The sequence below is a fragment of the Duganella aceris genome, from assembly GCF_011090165.1.
Classification (GTDB): Bacteria; Pseudomonadota; Gammaproteobacteria; order Burkholderiales; family Burkholderiaceae_D; genus Rugamonas; species Rugamonas aceris.
On the sequence record NZ_JAADJT010000006.1, the window covers coordinates 355,490 to 374,560 of the forward strand.

General features: G+C 63.7%; 17 protein-coding genes. 14 read left to right on the plus strand and 3 right to left on the minus strand.

Features of this window, described 5'->3' with window-relative positions; translation table 11 throughout:
* Positions 1-64: 64 nt before the first annotated feature.
* The 3 genes from htpG to GW587_RS15460 all read left to right on the plus strand — a co-directional run bounded on the left by htpG (position 65) and on the right by GW587_RS15460 (position 5,439).
* On the plus strand, positions 65-1,984 hold the full coding sequence (gene htpG, locus GW587_RS15450; protein ID WP_166104619.1) for a molecular chaperone HtpG: 1,920 nt from the start codon (positions 65-67) through the stop codon (positions 1,982-1,984).
* A 131-nt stretch (positions 1,985-2,115) separates the two neighbouring features.
* On the plus strand, positions 2,116-3,405 hold the full coding sequence (locus GW587_RS15455) for a Xaa-Pro dipeptidase (RefSeq protein ID WP_166104622.1): 1,290 nt from the start codon (positions 2,116-2,118) through the stop codon (positions 3,403-3,405).
* A gap of 33 nt (positions 3,406-3,438) precedes the next feature.
* Positions 3,439-5,439, plus strand: a complete 2,001-nt coding sequence (locus tag GW587_RS15460) for a CocE/NonD family hydrolase (protein ID WP_166104625.1) — start codon at positions 3,439-3,441, stop codon at positions 5,437-5,439.
* Here the strand turns inward: GW587_RS15460 and GW587_RS15465 are convergent, their stop codons facing one another.
* The 3 genes from GW587_RS15465 to kynU all read right to left on the minus strand — a co-directional run bounded on the left by GW587_RS15465 (position 5,440) and on the right by kynU (position 8,319).
* Complete coding sequence (locus GW587_RS15465) at positions 5,440-6,033, minus strand: CHRD domain-containing protein (RefSeq protein ID WP_166104627.1); 594 nt, start codon at positions 6,031-6,033, stop codon at positions 5,440-5,442.
* Positions 6,034-6,178: 145 nt separating this feature from the next.
* Positions 6,179-7,048 carry a tryptophan 2,3-dioxygenase gene (gene kynA, locus GW587_RS15470; RefSeq protein WP_166104630.1) on the minus strand — a complete coding sequence of 290 codons (870 nt, stop codon included), beginning with the start codon at positions 7,046-7,048 and terminating at the stop codon, positions 6,179-6,181.
* 20 nt (positions 7,049-7,068) lie between these two features.
* Entirely contained in the window at positions 7,069-8,319 is a 1,251-nt protein-coding gene (kynU, locus tag GW587_RS15475; RefSeq protein WP_166104633.1) for a kynureninase, read from the minus strand.
* Positions 8,320-8,833: 514 nt separating this feature from the next.
* On the opposite strand from kynU, the gene flhD reads away from it, so the two are divergent.
* The 11 genes from flhD (at position 8,834) to GW587_RS15530 (ending at position 19,068) form a co-directional block, all read left to right on the plus strand.
* Positions 8,834-9,151 carry a flagellar transcriptional regulator FlhD gene (gene flhD / locus GW587_RS15480; RefSeq protein WP_166104636.1) on the plus strand — a complete coding sequence of 106 codons (318 nt, stop codon included), beginning with the start codon at positions 8,834-8,836 and terminating at the stop codon, positions 9,149-9,151.
* Positions 9,152-9,169: 18 nt separating this feature from the next.
* Positions 9,170-9,718 carry a flagellar transcriptional regulator FlhC gene (flhC, locus tag GW587_RS15485; protein ID WP_166104639.1) on the plus strand — a complete coding sequence of 183 codons (549 nt, stop codon included), beginning with the start codon at positions 9,170-9,172 and terminating at the stop codon, positions 9,716-9,718.
* A gap of 73 nt (positions 9,719-9,791) precedes the next feature.
* Entirely contained in the window at positions 9,792-10,529 is a 738-nt protein-coding gene (locus tag GW587_RS15490) for an SAM-dependent methyltransferase (RefSeq protein ID WP_166104920.1), read from the plus strand.
* A gap of 131 nt (positions 10,530-10,660) precedes the next feature.
* On the plus strand, positions 10,661-11,521 hold the full coding sequence (gene motA, locus GW587_RS15495; RefSeq protein ID WP_166104642.1) for a flagellar motor stator protein MotA: 861 nt from the start codon (positions 10,661-10,663) through the stop codon (positions 11,519-11,521).
* A 37-nt stretch (positions 11,522-11,558) separates the two neighbouring features.
* The gene (motB, locus tag GW587_RS15500; protein ID WP_166104644.1) at positions 11,559-12,497 is read left to right on the plus strand and encodes a flagellar motor protein MotB; all 939 of its coding nucleotides are present in this window, start codon (positions 11,559-11,561) and stop codon (positions 12,495-12,497) included.
* 28 nt (positions 12,498-12,525) lie between these two features.
* Positions 12,526-13,074, plus strand: coding sequence for a chemotaxis protein (locus GW587_RS15505; protein ID WP_166104647.1), 549 nt, complete (start codon positions 12,526-12,528; stop codon positions 13,072-13,074).
* 50 nt (positions 13,075-13,124) lie between these two features.
* A complete protein-coding gene (locus GW587_RS15510; protein ID WP_166104650.1) occupies positions 13,125-13,490 on the plus strand; it encodes a response regulator in 366 nt (121 codons plus the stop codon).
* A gap of 43 nt (positions 13,491-13,533) precedes the next feature.
* Positions 13,534-15,738 (plus strand): chemotaxis protein CheA, encoded by a 2,205-nt coding sequence (gene cheA / locus GW587_RS15515; protein ID WP_166104653.1) that lies wholly within the window; start codon positions 13,534-13,536, stop codon positions 15,736-15,738.
* Positions 15,739-15,747: 9 nt separating this feature from the next.
* Positions 15,748-16,236, plus strand: a complete 489-nt coding sequence (locus tag GW587_RS15520; protein ID WP_166104656.1) for a chemotaxis protein CheW — start codon at positions 15,748-15,750, stop codon at positions 16,234-16,236.
* Positions 16,237-16,393: 157 nt separating this feature from the next.
* Entirely contained in the window at positions 16,394-18,127 is a 1,734-nt protein-coding gene (locus GW587_RS15525) for a methyl-accepting chemotaxis protein (RefSeq protein WP_166104659.1), read from the plus strand.
* Positions 18,128-18,201: 74 nt separating this feature from the next.
* A complete protein-coding gene (locus GW587_RS15530) occupies positions 18,202-19,068 on the plus strand; it encodes a CheR family methyltransferase (RefSeq protein ID WP_166104662.1) in 867 nt (288 codons plus the stop codon).
* Positions 19,069-19,071 lie beyond the last annotated feature (3 nt).

Consider the following 19,071-nt stretch of genomic DNA (forward strand, 5'->3'; position numbering starts at 1 on the left):
TTATAATCCCCACTTTCGTCAGACCTTTGCATTAACCACAAGACTATTATTAGAGGCTCTTAAAATGGCAAACACCGAAAAGCAGACCCTTGGCTTCCAGGCCGAAGTGAAACAGCTGTTGCAGCTGATGATCCACTCGCTGTACTCGAACAAAGAGATTTTCCTGCGCGAGCTGATTTCCAACGCCTCCGACGCGTCCGACAAGCTGCGCTTCGAAGCGATCAACAACGACGCCCTGTACGGCAACGACCATGAACTGAAGATCAAGGTCTCGTTCGACAAGGCCGCGCGCACCATCACCATCTCCGACAACGGCATCGGCATGAGCCGCGACGAAGCGATCTCGCACCTGGGCACCATCGCCAAGTCGGGCACCAAGGAATTCTTCGGTAAGTTGTCCGGCGACCAGCAGCAGGATGCGGCGCTGATCGGCCAGTTCGGCGTGGGCTTCTACTCCGGCTTCATCGTCGCCGACAAGATCACCGTCGAGACCCGCCGCGCCGGCGCCGATGCGTCCGAAGGCGTGCGCTGGGAATCCGAAGGCCAGGGCGACTACTCGGTCGAGCAGATCGAGAAGACCGGCCGGGGCACCGACATCATCCTGCACCTGCGCGAAGGCGAGGACGAACTGCTGTCGTCGTGGAAGATCAAGTCCATCATCCGCAAATACTCCGACCACATCTCGCTGCCGATCGTGATGGCGAAAGAGGAATGGGACGAGGAGAAGAAGGAAACCGTCGTCAAGGACGAGCTGGAGACGGTCAACCAGGCCAGCGCACTGTGGGCGCGCAGCAAATCCGACATCACGCCGGAGCAGTACGAGGAATTCTACAAGCACGTCTCGCACGACTTCCAGGCGCCGCTGACGCATACCCACAACCGCGTCGAGGGCCGCAGCGAATACACGCAGCTGCTGTACATCCCGGCCAAGGCGCCGTTCGACCTGTGGGACCGCAACAAGCGCGGCGGCATCAAGCTGTACGTCAAGCGCGTCTTCATCATGGACGACGCCGAGCAGCTGATGCCGGCCTACCTGCGCATGGTCAAGGGCGTGATCGATTCGGCCGACCTGCCGCTGAACGTGTCGCGCGAGATCCTGCAGGAGTCGCGCGATGTGAAGGTGATCCGCGAAGGCTCGACCAAGCGGGTGATCGGCATGCTGGAGGAACTGGCCAACGCCGACGAGCAGGAAAAGAAGGACAAGTACCAGACCTTCTGGACCGAATTCGGCCAGGTGCTGAAAGAGGGCATCGGCGAGGACGCGGCCAACAAGGACCGTCTGGCCAAGCTGCTGCGCTTCGCCTCGACCGCCAACGAGAACGACGAGCAGACCACGTCGCTGGAACAGTACGTGGCGCGCCTGAAGGAAGGCCAGGACAAGATCTATTACGTCACGGCCGATAACTACGTCGCCGCGAAGAACAGCCCGCACCTGGAGATCTTCCGCAAGAAGGGCGTCGAAGTGCTGCTGCTGACCGACCGCGTCGACGAGTGGATGCTGTCGTTCCTGGCCGAGTTCGAAGGCAAGGAGCTGGTCTCCGTCGCCAAGGGCGGCCTGGATCTGGGCGCGCTGGAAGACGAAGCCGAGAAGAAGGAACACGAAGAGACCGAGACCTCCTACAAGGAACTGGTCGGCAAGATGAAGGACGCCCTGACCGACAAGGCCAAGGACGTGCGCGTGACGTTCCGCCTGACCGATTCGCCGGCCTGTCTGGTGGCGGACGAGCATGAGCTGTCGGGCAACCTGCTGCGCATGCTGAAGGCCGCCGGCCAGAGCGCGCCGGAATCGAAGCCTATCCTGGAAATCAATCCGAACCACCCGCTGGTGACGCGCCTGAAGTACCAGGACGCCGGCGCGCAGTTCAGCGACTGGGCGCACATCCTGTTCGATCAGGCGCTGCTGGCCGAAGGCGGTTCGCTGAGCGATCCGGCCACCTTCGTCAAGCGCCTGAATGAAATGCTGCTGAGCGGCGCGGCGAAGTAAACCGCGCCGACCCACGGCCCCAAGGCCAGCGCCGGCTCGCGATGCGAGTCCGGCGCTGGCCTTTTTTATTGGTTCCGGCCGGAATGACTGTTATGTCATAATCAATAGATTCTTGACACCGGAGTATATTGATGACACTTTCCAAGCCTCGCCGTCTGGCGCTTGCTCTTGCCGTGGCCAGCGCCACGTTCGCCAACGCGATGGCCGCCGATGTCATCTACACGGCCGATAAACTGCTTGATGTCCGCAGCGGCAAAATGCTGAACAAGCCGCAGGTGCTGGTGCGCGATGGCCGCATCGTCGCGGTCAAGCAGGCGCCCGAGAGCTTCCCCGCCGACGCCGTGCCGCGCATCGACCTGCCGGGCATGACCTTGCTGCCCGGCCTGATCGACATGCACGTCCACCTCGATTCCGATCCGCTGTACAGCGGCTATACCGGACTGGAATACAGCGACCGTTTCTGGTCGATGCTGACCGTGCCGCACGCCGCGCGCACGCTGGACGCCGGCTTCACCACGGTACGCAACGTCGGCTCGGGCGACTTCAACGACGTCGGCTTGAGCGAGGCCACCCGCGAGGGCAAGGTGCGCGGTCCGCGCGTGATCCCGGCCGGACCGGCGCTGGGCGCCACCGGCGGCCATTGCGACATCACCGGTTTCCCGGCGTCGATGGCGCAGAAAAGTCCGTACAACATCGACAGCCCGGACGAGGCGCGCAAGCGGGTGCGCGAGGTGCGCAAGTATGGCGCGCAGGTGATCAAGCTGTGCGCGACGGGCGGTGTGTTTTCGCATAACACCGAACCGGGGCAGCAGCAGATGACGCTGGCCGAGATGACCGCCGCCGTCGACGAGGCGCACCAGTGGGGCTTGCAGGTGGCGGCGCACGCGCATGGCACCTCGGGTATCAAGGCGGCGATCCTGGCCGGCGTCAACACCATCGAACACGCCAGCCTGATCGACGACGAGGGCATCGCGCTGGCCAAGAAGCATGGCGCGTGGCTGTCGATGGACATCTACAACACCGACTACACGCAGTCCGAAGGCAAGAAGAACGGTGTGCTGGAGGATAACCTGCGCAAGGACCGCGACATCGCCGAGCTGCAAAGGCAGAACTTCCGCCGCGCGAACAAGGCCGGCGTGAAGATGGTGTTCGGCACCGACGCCGGCATCTATCCGCACGGCGACAACGCCAAACAGTTCGCGGTCATGGTGCGCTACGGCATGACGCCTTTGCAGGCGATCCAGGCCGCCACGCTGAACGCGTCGGAAGCGTTGGCCAGCAAGGACGTCGGCGTGATCGAGGCCGGCCGCTACGCCGACATGATCGCCGTCGCCGGCGACCCGACCAGCGATGTCACTGTACTGGAACACGTCGCGGTGGTGATCAAGGGTGGTGAGGTGGTCAAGCAGGTCAAGCCGTAACGCCGCTGTCATATCAATCAGATTGGAATGCTCATGAAGAATTTCTGCCTGTCGCTTGGACTGCTATCCGCCGTCCTGGTTTCCGTTCACGCGCAGGACGCGCTGCCGGCGTCGACGCCGGGCGTGGCCGCCGTGCCGCAATACCCTGCGCTGCCTAGCGAGACGCCGGACGAATTCAAGGCGCCCGAGGGCGACTTCGACTACGTCAAGCGCACCGTGATGATCCCGATGCGCGATGGGGTCAAGCTCAACACCGTGATCATCGTGCCGCGCAAGGCGCGCAACGCGCCGATGCTGCTGACCCGCACGCCGTACAGCGCAGCCGAGCTGACCAGCCACGCCGAGAGCTCGCAGATGGCGTCGATCCTGGAAGGCTACGACAACGCCACCGACACCATCATCGAGGGCGGCTACATCCGCGTGGTGCAGGACGTGCGCGGCAAGTACGGCTCAGAGGGCGATTACGTGATGAACCGGCCGCTGGCCAACACCGCGCTCAACCCGACCCCGGTCGACCATTCGACCGACACCTGGGACACCATCGAGTGGCTGACCAAGAACGTGCCGGAGTCGAACGCCAAAGTCGGCATCATCGGCATTTCCTACGACGGCTTCCTGCCGCTGATGGCGCTGGTCAATCCGCATCCGGCGCTGAAGGTGTCGGTGCCGATGAACCCGATGGTGGACGGCTGGCGCGGCGACGACTGGTTCCACAACGGCGCATTCCGCCAGATCAATCTGTCGTATGTACTGGAACAGGTGGTCACACGGCGCAACGAGGCGCACTGGTACACCAGCCACTACGACGACTACGATATGTTCATGCGTGCCGGTTCGGCCGGCGAGCTGGCGCGCCAGCGCGGCGCGGAGCAGAGCGGCTTCTGGCGCAAGATGGTCGCGCATCCGGCCTATGACGATTTCTGGCGCGCGCAGGCGATGGACCAGTTGCTGGCCAAGCAGCCGGTCACCGTGCCGACGCTGCTGGTGCACAGCCTGTGGGACGCGGAGGATATCTACGGCGCGATCGCGGTGTACAAGGCGATCAAGCCGCTCGACAAGGACGGCAAGGTGTTCCTGGCGATGGGGCCGTGGAACCACGGCGGCGCCATCGGCGACGGCAGCCGGCTCGGCGCGCTGCGCTTCAACAGCGATACCGCGCTGCATTTCCGCCAGGAGATTCTGCGGCCGTTCCTGGACCGTTATCTGAAGGACGACGAGTCGGCGGCCAGGATCGCGCCGGTGTCGGCGTTCGAGACCGGCACCAACAAATGGCGCGCGTTGAATGCGTGGCCGAGCGGTTGCGTCAGCGGCTGCGCGATCGCGCCGGCGACGTTGCGCTTGGCGGCCAACGCCAAGCTGAATCTGAGCAACGCCGCGCCGGTGCAGGTGTCGGCGCCGGCGCAGAAGGCGGCGTTCGACGAGTACGTGTCCGATCCGGGCAAGCCGGTGCCGTTCCGCGCCCGGCCGATCCCGACCCATGGCTATGACGAGGCCAAGGGCCAGACCTGGCCGCGTTGGCTGACCGACGACCAGCGCGAGGCATCGGGCCGCACCGATGTGCTGAGCTATACCACCGGCGTGCTGACGGCGCCGGTCAAGATCAGCGGCGAGCCGATCGCGCATCTGCTGGCGTCGACCAGCGGCACGGATGCGGATTGGGTGGTCAAGCTGATCGATGTGTATCCGGACCAGGTCGCGGCGCAGCCGGAGATGGGCGGTTATCAGTTGATGGTATCGGCCGACATCTTCCGTGGCCGTTATCGTGAGAGCTTCGCGACCGCCAAGCCGATCGCGGCCGGCGCGGTGTTGCCGTACCGTTTTGCGATGCCGACCGCGAACCACGTGTTCCTGCCTGGGCATCGCATCATGGTGCAGATCCAGTCCAGCTGGTTCCCCTTGTATGATCGGAATCCGCAGACCTTCGTGCCGAACATCTTCTTCGCGCAGCCTGCGGATTATAAGAAGGCCACTCAGCGCATCTACCACGACAGCTTTATCGAGCTGCCGTTGGTGGGCGCCAGCGCCGTGAAGTAGTCAGGCGCGGCGACGCCGCGCCATCAACAGCACCGCCGGCAGGCCCAGGCCCAGCATGGCGATGCTGCTGGGTTCCGGCACCGCCGCGATCGGCGTCAGGAAGCCGCGAATTTCCCCTGCGGGATAAAGGCTGCTGTGGATGTTGAGGTAGGCCTTGCCGCTGTTCAGTCCTGCGGCGAATGCGGCCTCCGCTCCGGCGGCGGTGCCGCCGTTCGCCGTCACGAAGGCGCTGTTCCAGCTCGCCAATAGCGTGGTGTCGTAGGTGTTGGAATAGCCGCCGGCGTGGACGCCGAGCGGGAAGCCGCCGAAGGTCGGCGTTTCGGTCGCCACGCCGCCCGTGCCGGTGCCGGCGGTCGGCGTGCAGCAGTGGATGTGGGCGGCGCTGCTGTCGCCCATCAGGCTGCCGAAGGCGACGTTCACCTGCAGGATGTGCGAGCTGGCATCGAAGCTGACGATGGCCGCGCCGACACCGGGCGAGTTGTTGGATGGCGATTCGTTCTGGCCATTTAGAAACACCGAGTAGTTGGCGGCGCTGGCGGCCGTCATTGTCAATAGCAGCAGGCACGCTGCCGCCGCGATGGTTGTGGTGCGCATTTTCATATGTTCTCCTCCCTCCACGTTAAACAGATCCCTCCGATATGAAAACCTCGGTAGCATCCAGTTCAATGTAGTACATATCAGGAGGGATTTCAGCGGATTCGCCACAACGTGTGCGAAACGTCACCTTCGATGCATATTTCTACAGCGCGGTGCGCAGTTCGAACAGTTCGGGGAACAGCACCACGTCGAGCATCTTGCGCAGGTAGCTGACGCCGGCCGTGCCGCCGGTGCCGGTCTTGAAGCCGATGATGCGCTCGACCGTGGTGACGTGGCGGAAGCGCCAGAAGCGGAACGCGGTCTCCAGGTCGACCAGCTTTTCCGCCAGCTCGTACAGCGCCCAGTATTTGGTGGGGTCGCGGTACACCTCCAGCCAGGCGTTCTTGACCGACTCGTCGGCGACGGTCGGCAAGCTCCAGTCGGCGTCGAGGCGGGCGGCGGAGACCGGCAAGCCATTGCGTGCCAGCAGCTTGATCGCCTCGTCGTAGACCGACGGTGCGCGCAGCGCCTTGTCCAGCACGGTGTAGGCGTCCGGCGCGGTGGTGTGCACATTCAGCAGCGCCGCATTCTTGTTGCCGAGGATGAATTCGATCTCGCGGTATTGATACGACTGGAAGCCCGACGATGCGCCGAGGTAAGGGCGAATCGCGGTGTACTCCGGCGGCGTCATCGTGGCCAGCACATCCCACGCATGCACCAGCTGGTCCATGATGCGGGCGACGCGCGCCAGCATCTTGAAGGCCGGCGCCAGATCGTCCGATTGCAGGTGCGCGCGCACCGCGTGCATTTCGTGCAGCATCAGCTTCATCCACAATTCGCTGGTCTGGTGCTGGACGATGAACAACATCTCATTGTGGTTGGGCGATAGCGGGTGCTGGGCGTTGAGGATCTGGCCCAGGCCCAGGTAATCGCCGTAGCTCATCGCATTGCTGAAATCCATCTGCGCGCCGTGCCACTCGGCATCGGCGGCGTGCATCGGGCAGCCGCTGGCGGTCGGTTTTTGTTCGCTCATATATATAGTTTATCTCGTTATCAGGTCACGGCGTCGCGCTTGGCGTCGACGTTGTAGTCTTGGCGGTCGAGGATGTCGCGCAGGATTTCCACCGCATCCCACACATCGGTGAAGCTGGTGTACAGCGGCGTGAAGCCGAAGCGCATGATGGCCGGTTCGCGGTAGTCGCCGATGACGCCGCGCGCGATCAGCGCCGCCATCACCGCGTAGCCGTGCGGATGGGTGAAGCTGACCTGGCTGCCGCGCCGCGCGTGCTCGCGCGGCGTGACCAGGCCCAGCGGATGATGGCCGCAGCGTTGCTCGACCAGCTCGATGAACAGGTCGGTCAAGGCCAGCGACTTGTCGCGGATGGCCGCCATCGAGGTCTGCGCGAACACGTCCAGGCCGCACTCGACCATCGCCAGCGAGACGATCGGCTGGGTGCCGCACAGCGCGCGGCCGATGCCGTCGGTGGGAACGAAGCCGGGCGCCATCTCGAACGGTGCGGCGTGGCCCCACCAGCCCGACAGCGGCTGCCGGAAGCGCACCTGGTGCTTTTGCGGCACCCAGATGAAGGCCGGCGCGCCGGGGCCGCCGTTCAGGTATTTATAGGTGCAGCCGACGGCCAGGTCGGCGCCGTCCGCCTGCAGCGCCACCGGCACTGCGCCGGCCGAGTGCGCCAGATCCCAGACGATCAGCGCGCCGGCGGCGCGGGCGAGGGCGCTGGTGGCGCGCATGTCGTGCTGGTAGCCGGTGCGGTAGTTGACATGGGTCAGCATGACCACGGCGGTGTCGGCGCCGACGGCGGCCGGCAGTTCGTCGACGCTGTCGATCAGCTGGATGCTGTAGCCGCGATCCAGCCAGGAGCTCAGGCCCTGGGCCATGTAGATGTCGGTCGGGAAGTTGGAGCGTTCGGTGACGATCACGCGGCGGCCGGCGCTGGCCGGGTCGGCGGCCTGCATCGACAGCGCGGCGGCCAAGGCCTTGAACAGGTTGACGGAGGTGGTGTCGGTGACCACGACTTCGCCGGCGGCGGCGCCGATCAGCGGCGCCAGCCGGTCGCCGAGGCGCTTGGGCAGGTCGAACCAGCCGGCGCTGTTCCAGCTGCGGATCAGGTCATGCCCCCATTCGTGGGCGATGACGTGCTGGGCGCGGGTGAGGGACGCCTTCGGCCGCGCGCCCAGGGAGTTGCCATCCAGATAAATCACGCCGGGCGGCAGGTCGAACTGGTCGCGCAGATCGGCGAGCGGATCTTGCGCGTCGCGTTCCAGGCAGTGGTTGCGAGTTGTCATTGTGTAACTTTCTTGCAGGTGAATTGACCGGATGCGCGAGTGTAGCAGACCGATTTTCAAAATATTTTCGATTTTTTTTAAAAAAACCCTAAAGTTCCCCAAAACCGCGCCGTTACCAGATTCATGAAACGCGGAAAAGCGCGTTCAGGTGGGGATGGGTAGCAAGAAGGTAGCCGAAAATAAATGAAAAATATTTTGCGGAAACCCTAAAGTTCTCGAAATCGCTGCCGTAACCGGGTTAGATGTAGCAAAAAAGAGTCGCTTTGAAGCACTATTTTTAGTCTCCCGACAGGACTTTTTTGAAGATTCAGGACCTCAAAAATCCTACGCCGCAAGGGCGTAGATGATCGACTTGGGTGTGTTTGTCAGACAAACACCGACAGGTCGCGCCCGCTATTTCCCGACGAAAAATACGGAGAGTTACCTCTTCTCGGTTTTTTGTTGCTCCCGCAGAATGTATCTCACTGGAAACGCAAATGTGTTCCACAGTGCAGACAACGAAGGAGAGATGGAAATGACCGCAAACGATATGATGGCTGAAATTCGCGACGCAAACCTGAGCTACTTGATGCTGGCTCAGCAGATGATTCGCGCCGACAAAGTCACCGCGATCTTCCGCCTCGGCATCGCCGCCGAAATCGCCGAACTGATCGAAGGCATGAGCAACGCCCAGATCCTGAAGCTCGCTGGCGGCAACATGATGCTGGCCCGCTTCCGCTTCGACGACGGCGCCATCCTGTCGATGTTGACCAACTATAACAAGGACCGCGTGCTGGCCCAGTCGCACGCCGCCATCCTGATGGCCGGTCAGCCAGTCGAAGAAATCGCTTAATCACCTGGAGCGCAGATCATGGCCACGAAGAAAAGCGTCGTATCGGAAGCCCAGGAAATCCAGCTGGCCATCGAACTGATCCAGTTGGGCGCCCGCCTGCAACTGCTGGAGTCGGAAGTGTCGCTGTCGCGCGAACGCCTGCTCAAGCTGTACAAGGAGCTGAAGGGCGTGTCGCCGCCGAAGGGCATGTTGCCGTTCTCGACCGACTGGTTCCTGACCTGGCAACCGAACATCCATTCTTCGCTGTTCATCAACATCCACAGTTTCCTGGTGACCCACGCCGGCGCCACCGGTGTCGAAGCGGTGATGAAGGCGTATAAACTGTATCTGGAACAAATGCCGCCGGAACCGGGCGAAGAGCCGCTGTTGTCGCTGACCCGCGCCTGGACCCTGGTGCGCTTCTTCAGCAGCAAGATGCTGGAAACCGCGCCCTGCGGCAAATGCCAGGGCAAGTTCGTGGTCAACTGCATGGACCTGAACGGCAGCTACGTCTGCGGCCTGTGCCACATGCCTTCGCGCGCCGGCAAGACCAAGAAAGCCCGCGACGCCGACGCGCTGGCGGCATAATGCCGAAGTGACCCGGTCCATCGCCCCCGAATCCTATCTCCGACGCATCGTCCGCGCGCCCGCCGTGCGGGCCATGCTGATCCAATGCGGCGCCGCGCCGCTGACGCTGGCCATCATCTATATGATGGCCAGTTTTCGTTTCCCCGTCGATTACCTGACCGTGGCCGTGGTGCAGGGCCTGCTGGCGGCCGCCATCACCTGGAAATTCCGCCTGGCCGCCTGGTGGCGCGCGATCCAGCTGCTGTTCCCGTTGGCGGTGCTGGCCGCGCTGGCCTTGCAGTTGCCGTCGTGGCTGTTCCTGCTGGTGTTCCTGATTCTGCTGGGCCTGTACTGGTCGACCTTCCGCACCCAGGTGCCGTACTACCCGTCGCATCCGGCGGTGTGGGACGCGGTGCGGCAGCAATTGCCGCCGCCCGCCGACGATCCGGCGCGGCCGCTGCGCCTGATCGACATCGGCAGCGGCCTGGGCGGGCTGGTGCTGTATCTGTCCCGCGTCCGTCCCGACGCCGCCTGCGAAGGCATCGAGCTGGCGCCGCTGCCCTGGTTGTATAGCTGGCTGCGGGCGCGGCTGGTCGGCGGCGCGGCGCGCTTCCGCCTCGGCGACTACGAAAAACTCGATTTCGCCGCCTACGACGTGGTGTTCGCCTATCTGTCGCCGGCCGCGATGGCCGGGCTGTGGCGCAAGGCGGCGGGCGAAATGCGTCCCGGGGCCATGCTGATCAGCTACGAATTCGCTATCCACGCCCGCGCGCCGGATCGAACCATTCATGCCACAGAGGGGGGCGTTCCCCTGTACATATGGTACTTTTAAGCATCATTTGGCGTTAATCACTTGCCCGCCCACCCCGACTCACGCTATTGTAGTTCTACACGTAAATTTATTGAAAACCGGCCCCCGTTAGTTTGCGTTTGGCCGGTTTTAGCTCTGGGGAGTCAGCGCACTTGTTAGTCATCATCGGATATGTAGTGGTCTGCGTCGGCGTCTTCGGCGGCTATGCCATGAACGGCGGTCATCTGGCCGCGCTGTTGCAGCCGCTCGAGCTGGTCATGATCGGCGGCGGCGCGTTCGGCGCTTTCCTGGTCGGCAATAATGGCAAGACCATCAAGGCCACACTGGCCTCGATCCCGACCTTGTTCAAGGGGTCGCGCTACACCAAGGACCTGTACATGGAAATGATGTCGCTGCTGTTCGACGTCCTGTCCAAGGTGCGCAAGGAAGGCCTGATGTCGATCGAAGGCGATATCGACAGCCCGGAGCAAAGCCCGCTGTTCAGCAAGTACCCGAGCGTGCTGGAAGACCACCACATCGTGGAATTCATGACCGATTACCTGCGCCTGATGGTGTCGGGCAATATGGATGCGTTCCAGATCGAGAACCTGATGGACAACGAGATCGAGACCCACCACCACGAAGGCGCCGCGCCGGGCCACGCCATCGCCAAGCTGGGCGACGGCCTGCCGGCCTTTGGTATCGTAGCGGCGGTGATGGGCGTGGTGCACACGATGGAATCGGTGGGCCTGCCGCCGGCCGAGCTGGGCATCCTGATCGCGCACGCGCTGGTCGGCACCTTCCTCGGCATCTTGCTGGCCTACGGCTTCGTCGGCCCGCTGGCCAGCCTGCTGGAGCAGAAGCTGGAAGAGTCGACCAAGATGTACCAATGCGTCAAGGTCACGCTGCTGGCCAGCCTGAACGGCTACGCGCCGGCGCTGGCGGTGGAATTCGGCCGCAAGGTGCTGTACTCGACCGAACGTCCATCGTTCTCCGAGCTGGAAGACCATATCAAGAAATCGAAATCCAAGTAAGCCATGCGGTTCATTGTTAAAAAGGTAGGGAATCATCATGGCTGAAGAAGGCTTACGGCCAATCATCGTCAAGCGCATCAAGAAGGGCGGCGGCGGCCACCACGGCGGCGCCTGGAAGATCGCGTACGCCGACTTCGTGACCGCGATGATGGCCTTCTTCCTGCTGATGTGGCTGCTCGGCTCGACCACCAAGGGCGACCTCAACGGCATCTCCGAATTCTTCAAGACGCCGCTCAAGGTGGCGATGCAGGGCGGCTCGGGCAGCGGCGACAGCTCGTCGGTGATCCAGGGCGGCGGCAAGGACCTGACCCGGCGCGACGGCCAGGTCAAGGCCAGCGACGACCCGGTGGTCAAGAAGACCTTCAACCTGACCGCCGCCAAGGCCGCGCTCGAGGCCGAAGAGTCGCAGCGCCTGAAGGCGCTGAAGGACAAGATCGAGGCCAAGATCGAGGCCAACCCGCTGCTGAAGAAATTCAAGGAGCAGCTGCTGCTCGACATCACCAGCGAAGGCTTGCGGATCCAGATCGTCGACGAGCAGAACCGTCCGATGTTCGCGCTGGCCAAGGCCGAGCTGCAATCCTACACCAAGGAAATCCTGCACGAGATCGGCTTCGTGCTGAACGACGTGCCCAACAAGATCGGCCTGTCCGGCCACACCGACTCGACCCCGTACCTGAGCGACGCCGGCTACAGCAACTGGGAATTGTCGGCCGACCGCGCCAACGCCTCGCGCCGCGAGCTGATCGCCGGCGGCATGAGCGACGCCAAGGTGCTGCGGGTGGTGGGGCTGGCCTCGGCCGCCAACCTCGACAAGGCCGATCCGTTCAACCCGATCAACCGCCGCATCAGCATCATCGTCATGAACAAGCGCACCGAGGAAAGCGTGATGCGCGACGGCGCCAAGCAGCTGGAGGTCGGCGCCGACGAAGCCCCGCCGCCGGCCGCGCCGCCGTCCGGTCCGCCGGTAAGGAAATAGAGTAAGTGAAGCACGGAACGAGACTGTTATGACGAGAAAAAAAATCCTGGGGTCCCACGTCAAGCGCCTGCTGTCGGGTGTGTCGGACCACGGCCGCAAACATTTGACCGAGGTCGAGACCGACCTGATCCAGACCGGCCTGCTGCTGGAGGAAGCGATTGAAAAGCTGTCCTTCAACTTCATGGCCATCCATCAGGCGGTCGCGGCCGAGCAGGCCACGATCCAGCTGCTGCTCGACGGCGGCAGCGCCACGCCCGAGCAGCGCGCCCAACTGGAAGCGCTGCAGGGCAACGTCGGCGGCTATGTCAACGCCGCCATCACCAGCATGCAATTCCAGGACATGACCAGCCAGCTGATCGACCGCACGCTGAAGCGCGTCACCGGCTTGCGCGAATTCCTCGGCACGCTGGGCGCGCACGGCGCCGAGATGCTGCCCGAGAGCGACAACGAGGAAATCGTCGCGCTGCTCGGCAAGGTCAGCATGGCGCTGGCGATACAGAGTTTGGAACTGCGCAGCGTGTTGCGCAAAGCAGTCAGTCAGCAACACCTGGAGAGCGGCGACATCGAATTATTCTAAACGCCGCCCGCAACCGATAGAACCCATACAAATTTAGAGTGAGAGTAAAGATGGCCAAGACAATACTTGCAGTTGATGATTCCAGTTCCCTGCGCCAGATGGTGGCCTTCAGCCTGAAGGCCGCCGGCTATCAGGTGGTGGAAGCGGTGGACGGCCAGGACGGCCTGGAAAAAGCCAAGCTGCAAAGCGTCGACCTGGTGCTGACCGACCAGAACATGCCGCGCATGGACGGGCTGCAGCTGATCAAGCTGCTGCGCGAGCTGCCGACCTATCAGAAAACCCCGATCCTGATGCTGACCACCGAATCGTCCGACGAGATGAAGGCCAAGGGCCGCGCCGCCGGCGCCAACGGCTGGCTGGTCAAGCCCTTCGATCCGCAGCGGCTCATCGAGGTAGTGAAAAAGGTCATCGGCTGATAAGGCGGGCAAAGATGCTGAGCGAACTGTACGGAGTATCACCATGACCATCGACATAAGCCAGTTCTTCCAGGTCTTCTTCGATGAGGCCGAGGAACTGCTGGCTGAAATGGAACGGCTGCTGCTGGCCGTCAACGTCGACGCCCCGGACGCCGAGGATCTGAACGCGATCTTCCGCACCGCCCATTCGGTCAAGGGCGGCGCCTCCACGTTCGGCGTCAACGACATGACGGAGGTGACCCACATCCTGGAGACCTTGCTCGACCGCATCCGCAAGGGCGAGATGGCGCTGACCTCGGAGCACGTCGACGCCTTCCTGGCCGCCAAGGACATCCTCAAGATGCAGCTGGACGGACACCGCCACGGCGCCACGGTCGACCAGGACGCGGTGGGCGACGTGCGCATGATGCTGCAATCGCTGACCCAGGACGTGCCGGTGGTGGCGCTGTCGCCGCTGGCGCCGGCGTTCAACGCGCCGGAGGCCAAGGTGGTCGACCACAGCGGCGGCCGCCGCTACCGGCTCGAGCTGCCGGCGATGGCGCACCGCGAGGTGACCGCGCTGGGCGCCGAGCTGGGCCTGATGGGCCACGTCTCGATCACGCCGCTCGACAAGGACCGCAACGCGATGGTGGTCACCACGCATGAAAGCCTGGACGACATCATCGCCATCTGCTCCTTCGTGCTCAATCCGGAGGACATGACCGTCGCCGAGCTGCCGGCGCTGGACGCGCGCCAGGCGCGCCAGGAAAAAGCCGAACGCTCCAAGGTCGAGCAAGACCTCGGCTATGGTTTCTTCGACGAGACCGAACTGCATCCGGCGGCCCCGGCCGGCGCGGCCGGCGCCGGCTACGGCTTCTTCCAGCCGCTGGACGAAATCCGCGCCAACGCCGAAGCGGGCGCCGACGACGCGCGCGGCTACGGCTTCTTCCAGCCGGTCGAGCAGATCCGCGCCGCCGCCGGCATCGTGATCGAAGCGCCGACCCCGGCCGAAGAAGAGAAAAAGGCCGCCAAGAAGGAAGAAAAGGAAAAAGCCGACAAGGGCCACGGCCCCGGCGCCGAATCGTCGTCGATCCGGGTCTCGATCGAAAAGGTCGATCAGTTGATCAACCTGGTCGGCGAACTGGTGATCACGCAGGCGATGATCGAGCAGCGCGTCGACACGCTGGACCCGATGGCGCACGAACGCCTGTTGAACAGCGTCAGCCAGCTGACCCGCAACACCCGCGACCTGCAGGAAGCGGTGATGTCGATCCGCATGATGCCGATGGACTTCGTGTTCTCGCGCTTCCCGCGCATGGTGCGCGACCTCGCGGCCAAGCTGGGCAAGAAGGTCGACTTCATCACCAACGGCGCCGCGACCGAACTGGACAAGGGCCTGATCGAACGCATCGTCGATCCGCTGACGCACCTGGTGCGCAACTCGATCGACCACGGCATCGAAATGCCGGACGTGCGCCGCGCCGCCGGCAAGACCGACGCCGGCCGCCTGTTCCTGTCGGCGGCCCACCAGGGCGGCAACATCGTCATCGAAGTTTCCGACGACGGCGGCGGCTTGAACCGCGAGAAAATCCTCGCCAAGGCGCAGCAGAACGGCCTGCCGCTGACCGAGAACATGAGCGACGGCGAGGTGTGGCAACTGATCTTCGCGCCCGGCTTCTCGACCGCCGACGTGGTCACCGACGTCTCCGGCCGCGGCGTCGGCATGGACGTGGTCAAGCGCAACATCACCGCCATGGGCGGCGTGGTCGACATCCGCTCGGCCAAGGGCTTCGGCACCACCATCTCGATCTCGCTGCCGCTGACCTTGGCGATCCTGGACGGCATGTCGATCCGGGTCGGCGAAGAGGTGTATATTTTGCCGCTGGGCTTCGTCATCGAATCGCTGCAGCCGGCGCCGGAAGACGTCAAGGAAATCAGCGGCAAGGGCCGGGTCATCAAGGTGCGCGGCGAATACCTGCCGCTGGTGCCGCTGTACCAGATGTTCGACATCGCGCCGCGCTTCACCGATCCGACCCAGGGCATCGTGGTCATCATCGAGACCGACGGCCGCAAGGCCGGCCTGTTCATCGACGACCTGGTCGGCCAGCAGCAGGTGGTGGTCAAGAATCTGGAATCGAATTACCGCAAGGTGGCCGGCATCTCGGGCGCCACCATCCTCGGCGACGGCGGCGTGTCGCTGATCCTCGATGTCGCCGCATTAATCCGCTCGTCGCGCCAGCTGGCGGACGAATCGATCTTTTCTTCATAGGGAGCCATCATGGCAGAGGTACTGACCACCGGAGCAAACGAAATCGCCGGCCACGAATACCTGGCGTTCACGCTGGGCTCCGAGGAATACGGCATCGACATCCTCAAGGTGCAGGAGATCCGCGGCTACGAGACCGTGACCCGCATCGCCAACGCGCCGGAATTCATCAAGGGCGTGATCAACCTGCGCGGCATCATCATTCCGGTGGTGGACATGCGCATCAAGTTCAACCTCGGTTCGCCGGTGTACGACCAGTTCACCGTGGTGATCATCCTCAACATCAACGGCCGCATCGTCGGCATGGTGGTCGACTCGGTGTCCGACGTCACCACCTTGACGCCGGAGCAGGTCAAGCCGGCGCCGGAAATGGGCACCGCCTTCAGCACCGACTACATGATCGGCCTGGGCACCATCGACGAGCGCATGCTGATCCTGGTGAACATCGACAAATTGATGTCCAGCTCGGAAATGGGCTTGATGGAACAACTGGCGGCCTGATCCAGGTTCGCCCCTGCTTTCGTGCCCCCAAATTTCGGGCACGCTCTGAGCACGAATGCGGTAGCGCCTCCATAGAAGGCGCGCCCAACCACGACACATTACGTGACGCGCCCGCGCGTCGCGGTGAGCAACAGCACAAAGCATAGGGGAGAACCACATGAATTTACGCGACTTCAACATCGGCGCGCGCCTGCGCATCGGCTTCGGCGCCATCCTGCTGATCCTGGTCGCCATCGTCCTGCTGACCAACTACCTCAATTACAGCAACAAGTCGCAGCTGACCAGGGGCCTGGAGCTCTCGACCGCCAAGAACCTGCAGGCCGGCGCGATGAAGAGCGCGATGCTGGAGACCGGCATCGCGATGCGCAACATCGGCCTGCAATCGGACGTTAGCCTGATGCAGAAGGAAGAGCAAAAGGTCAAGGACCAGCGCCAGCGCTACGACAAGGCGCAGGCCGACCTGAAGGCGCTGGGCCTGAACGAGGCCGAGAATAAAACCCTGGGCGAACTGGCGGCGCTGGAGGCCGACATCGACAAGGCCTTCAAGGAAGCGATCGGCCAGATCCTGGCCTTCAACAGCGAGGGCGGCGCCAAGGTCATTTCCGGCCGCATCGATCCGCTCAACACGCAGACGCTGGCGCTGATCAACAAGCTGGTCGACATGCAGGTCGCCAACGCCAAGGATGTCATGGACGGCTCGGTCAAGTCCGACCGCAACCTGATGATGATGCTGTTCGTGCTCGGCGGCGTCGCCGTCGCGCTGGGCGTGGTGTGCGCGGCCGTCATCACCCGCTCGATCACGCTGCCGCTGGCGGGCGCGGTCGCGGTGGCGCAGAAGGTCGCCGCCGGCGAGCTGACCTCGCAGGTGACGGTCGAGGGCAAGGATGAAACCAGCGAACTGCTGCAGGCGCTGAAGGACATGAACGAAAGCCTGGCCAAGACCGTCGGCGACGTGCGCAATGGTACCGAGCTGATCTCGACCGCGTCGCAGGAAATCGCCTCCGGCAACGCCGACCTGTCGGCCCGCACCGAATCGCAGGCCAGCTCGCTGGAGGAGACCGCCTCGTCGATGGAGGAACTGACCTCCACCGTGAAGCAGAACGCCGACAACGCGCGTCAGGCCAACCAGCTGGCCGTGTCGGCCTCGTCGGTGGCGGAAAAGGGCGGCACCGTGGTGGCGCAGGTGGTCGAGACCATGGGCTCGATCAAGGCCAGCTCCAGCAAGATCGTCGACATCATCGGCGTCATCGACGGCATCGCCTTCCAGACCAACATCCTGGCGCTGAACGCGGCGGTCGAAGCGGCGCGCGCCGGCGAGCAGGGCAGGGGCTTCGCGGTGGTGGCGACCGAGGTGCGCAATCTGGCGCAGCGCTCGGCCGGCGCCGCCAAGGAAATCAAGGAACTGATCGGCGACTCGGTCGGCAAGGTCGACGCCGGCAGCAAGCTGGTCGACGAGGCCGGACAGACGATGGACCTGATCGTCACCTCGATCCGCCAGGTGGCCGACATCATGGGCGAGATCACCGCCGCCACCCAGGAACAGAGCAACGGCATCGAGGAAGTCAACCAGGCCATCACCCAGATGGACGAGATGACGCAGCAGAACGCGGCGCTGGTCGAAGAGGCCGCCGCCGCCGCCGAGAGCATGCAGGAGCAGGCGCAGATGCTGGCGCAGGCGGTCAGCATCTTCAAGCTGTCGCATGACGAGACGATGCGCCGGCCGGCGCCGGCGCCGCGCCGCGCTTCGGTCGCGCCGACCGTCGCCGCCCCGGCCGCAGCGATCGCGGCGCCGCGCCCTGCGGCGCGTCCGGCCCCGGCCGCCGCCAAGCCCGCCCCGGCCAGGAAGGCCGGCGCCGCCGCGCCGTCCGGCGACGACTGGGAAGAATTTTAAGCTGTAGCCGTCGCGTGCGCCGGTGCGCGCGCGGCGGATGGCATAGTTAGTGCAGTCAAATAAAGGTTTAACATATGCCGCAATCCAAAGACACGGTCAAAGAGTTCGACTTCAACCCCAAGGACTTCGAACGGGTGCGGGGCCTGATCTACAAGCGCGCCGGCATCTCGCTGGCCGACAGCAAGCAGGAGATGGTCTACAGCCGGCTGGCGCGGCGGCTGCGCGCCACCGGCATCGGCTCGTTCGCCAAGTACCTGGACGATCTGGAGGCCGGCCGCCTGGGCGAGGAATGGGAGTCGTTCACCAACGCGCTGACCACCAACCTGACCTCGTTCTTCCGCGAAGCGCACCACTTCCCGCTGCTGGCCGACCACATCAAGGGCAAGCGCGAGCCGCTGACCATCTGGTGCTCCGCCAGCTCCACCGGCGAGGAACCGTACTCGATCGCCATGACCGTCTGCGAGGCGTTCAACACGCTGACGCCGAACTGCCAGATCATCGCTACCGACATCGACACCAACGTGCTGGCCACCGCCGAACTGGGCGTCTACAACATGGACCGGCTGGACAAGATGTCGCCCGAGCGCTCGCGCCGCTTTTTCCTCAAGGGCAAAGGCGACCGCGAAGGCCAGGCGCGGGTGCGGCCGGAACTGCGCAACATGATCACCTTCAAGCAATTGAACCTGCTGGCCGACCAATGGCCGATCAGCGGCCAGTTCGACGTGATCTTCTGCCGCAACGTGATGATTTACTTCGACAAGGCGACACAGCGTAAAATACTGTCCCGCTTCGTCCCGTTGATGAAGCCCGACGCGCTGCTGTTCGCCGGGCACTCGGAAAACTTCCTGTATGTCTCGGAGTCGTTGAAACTGCGCGGCAAGACCGTCTACGAACTGGACGACAACGCCGCAGGCCGAAAAGCACCGTCGCAACGCACATGAGAA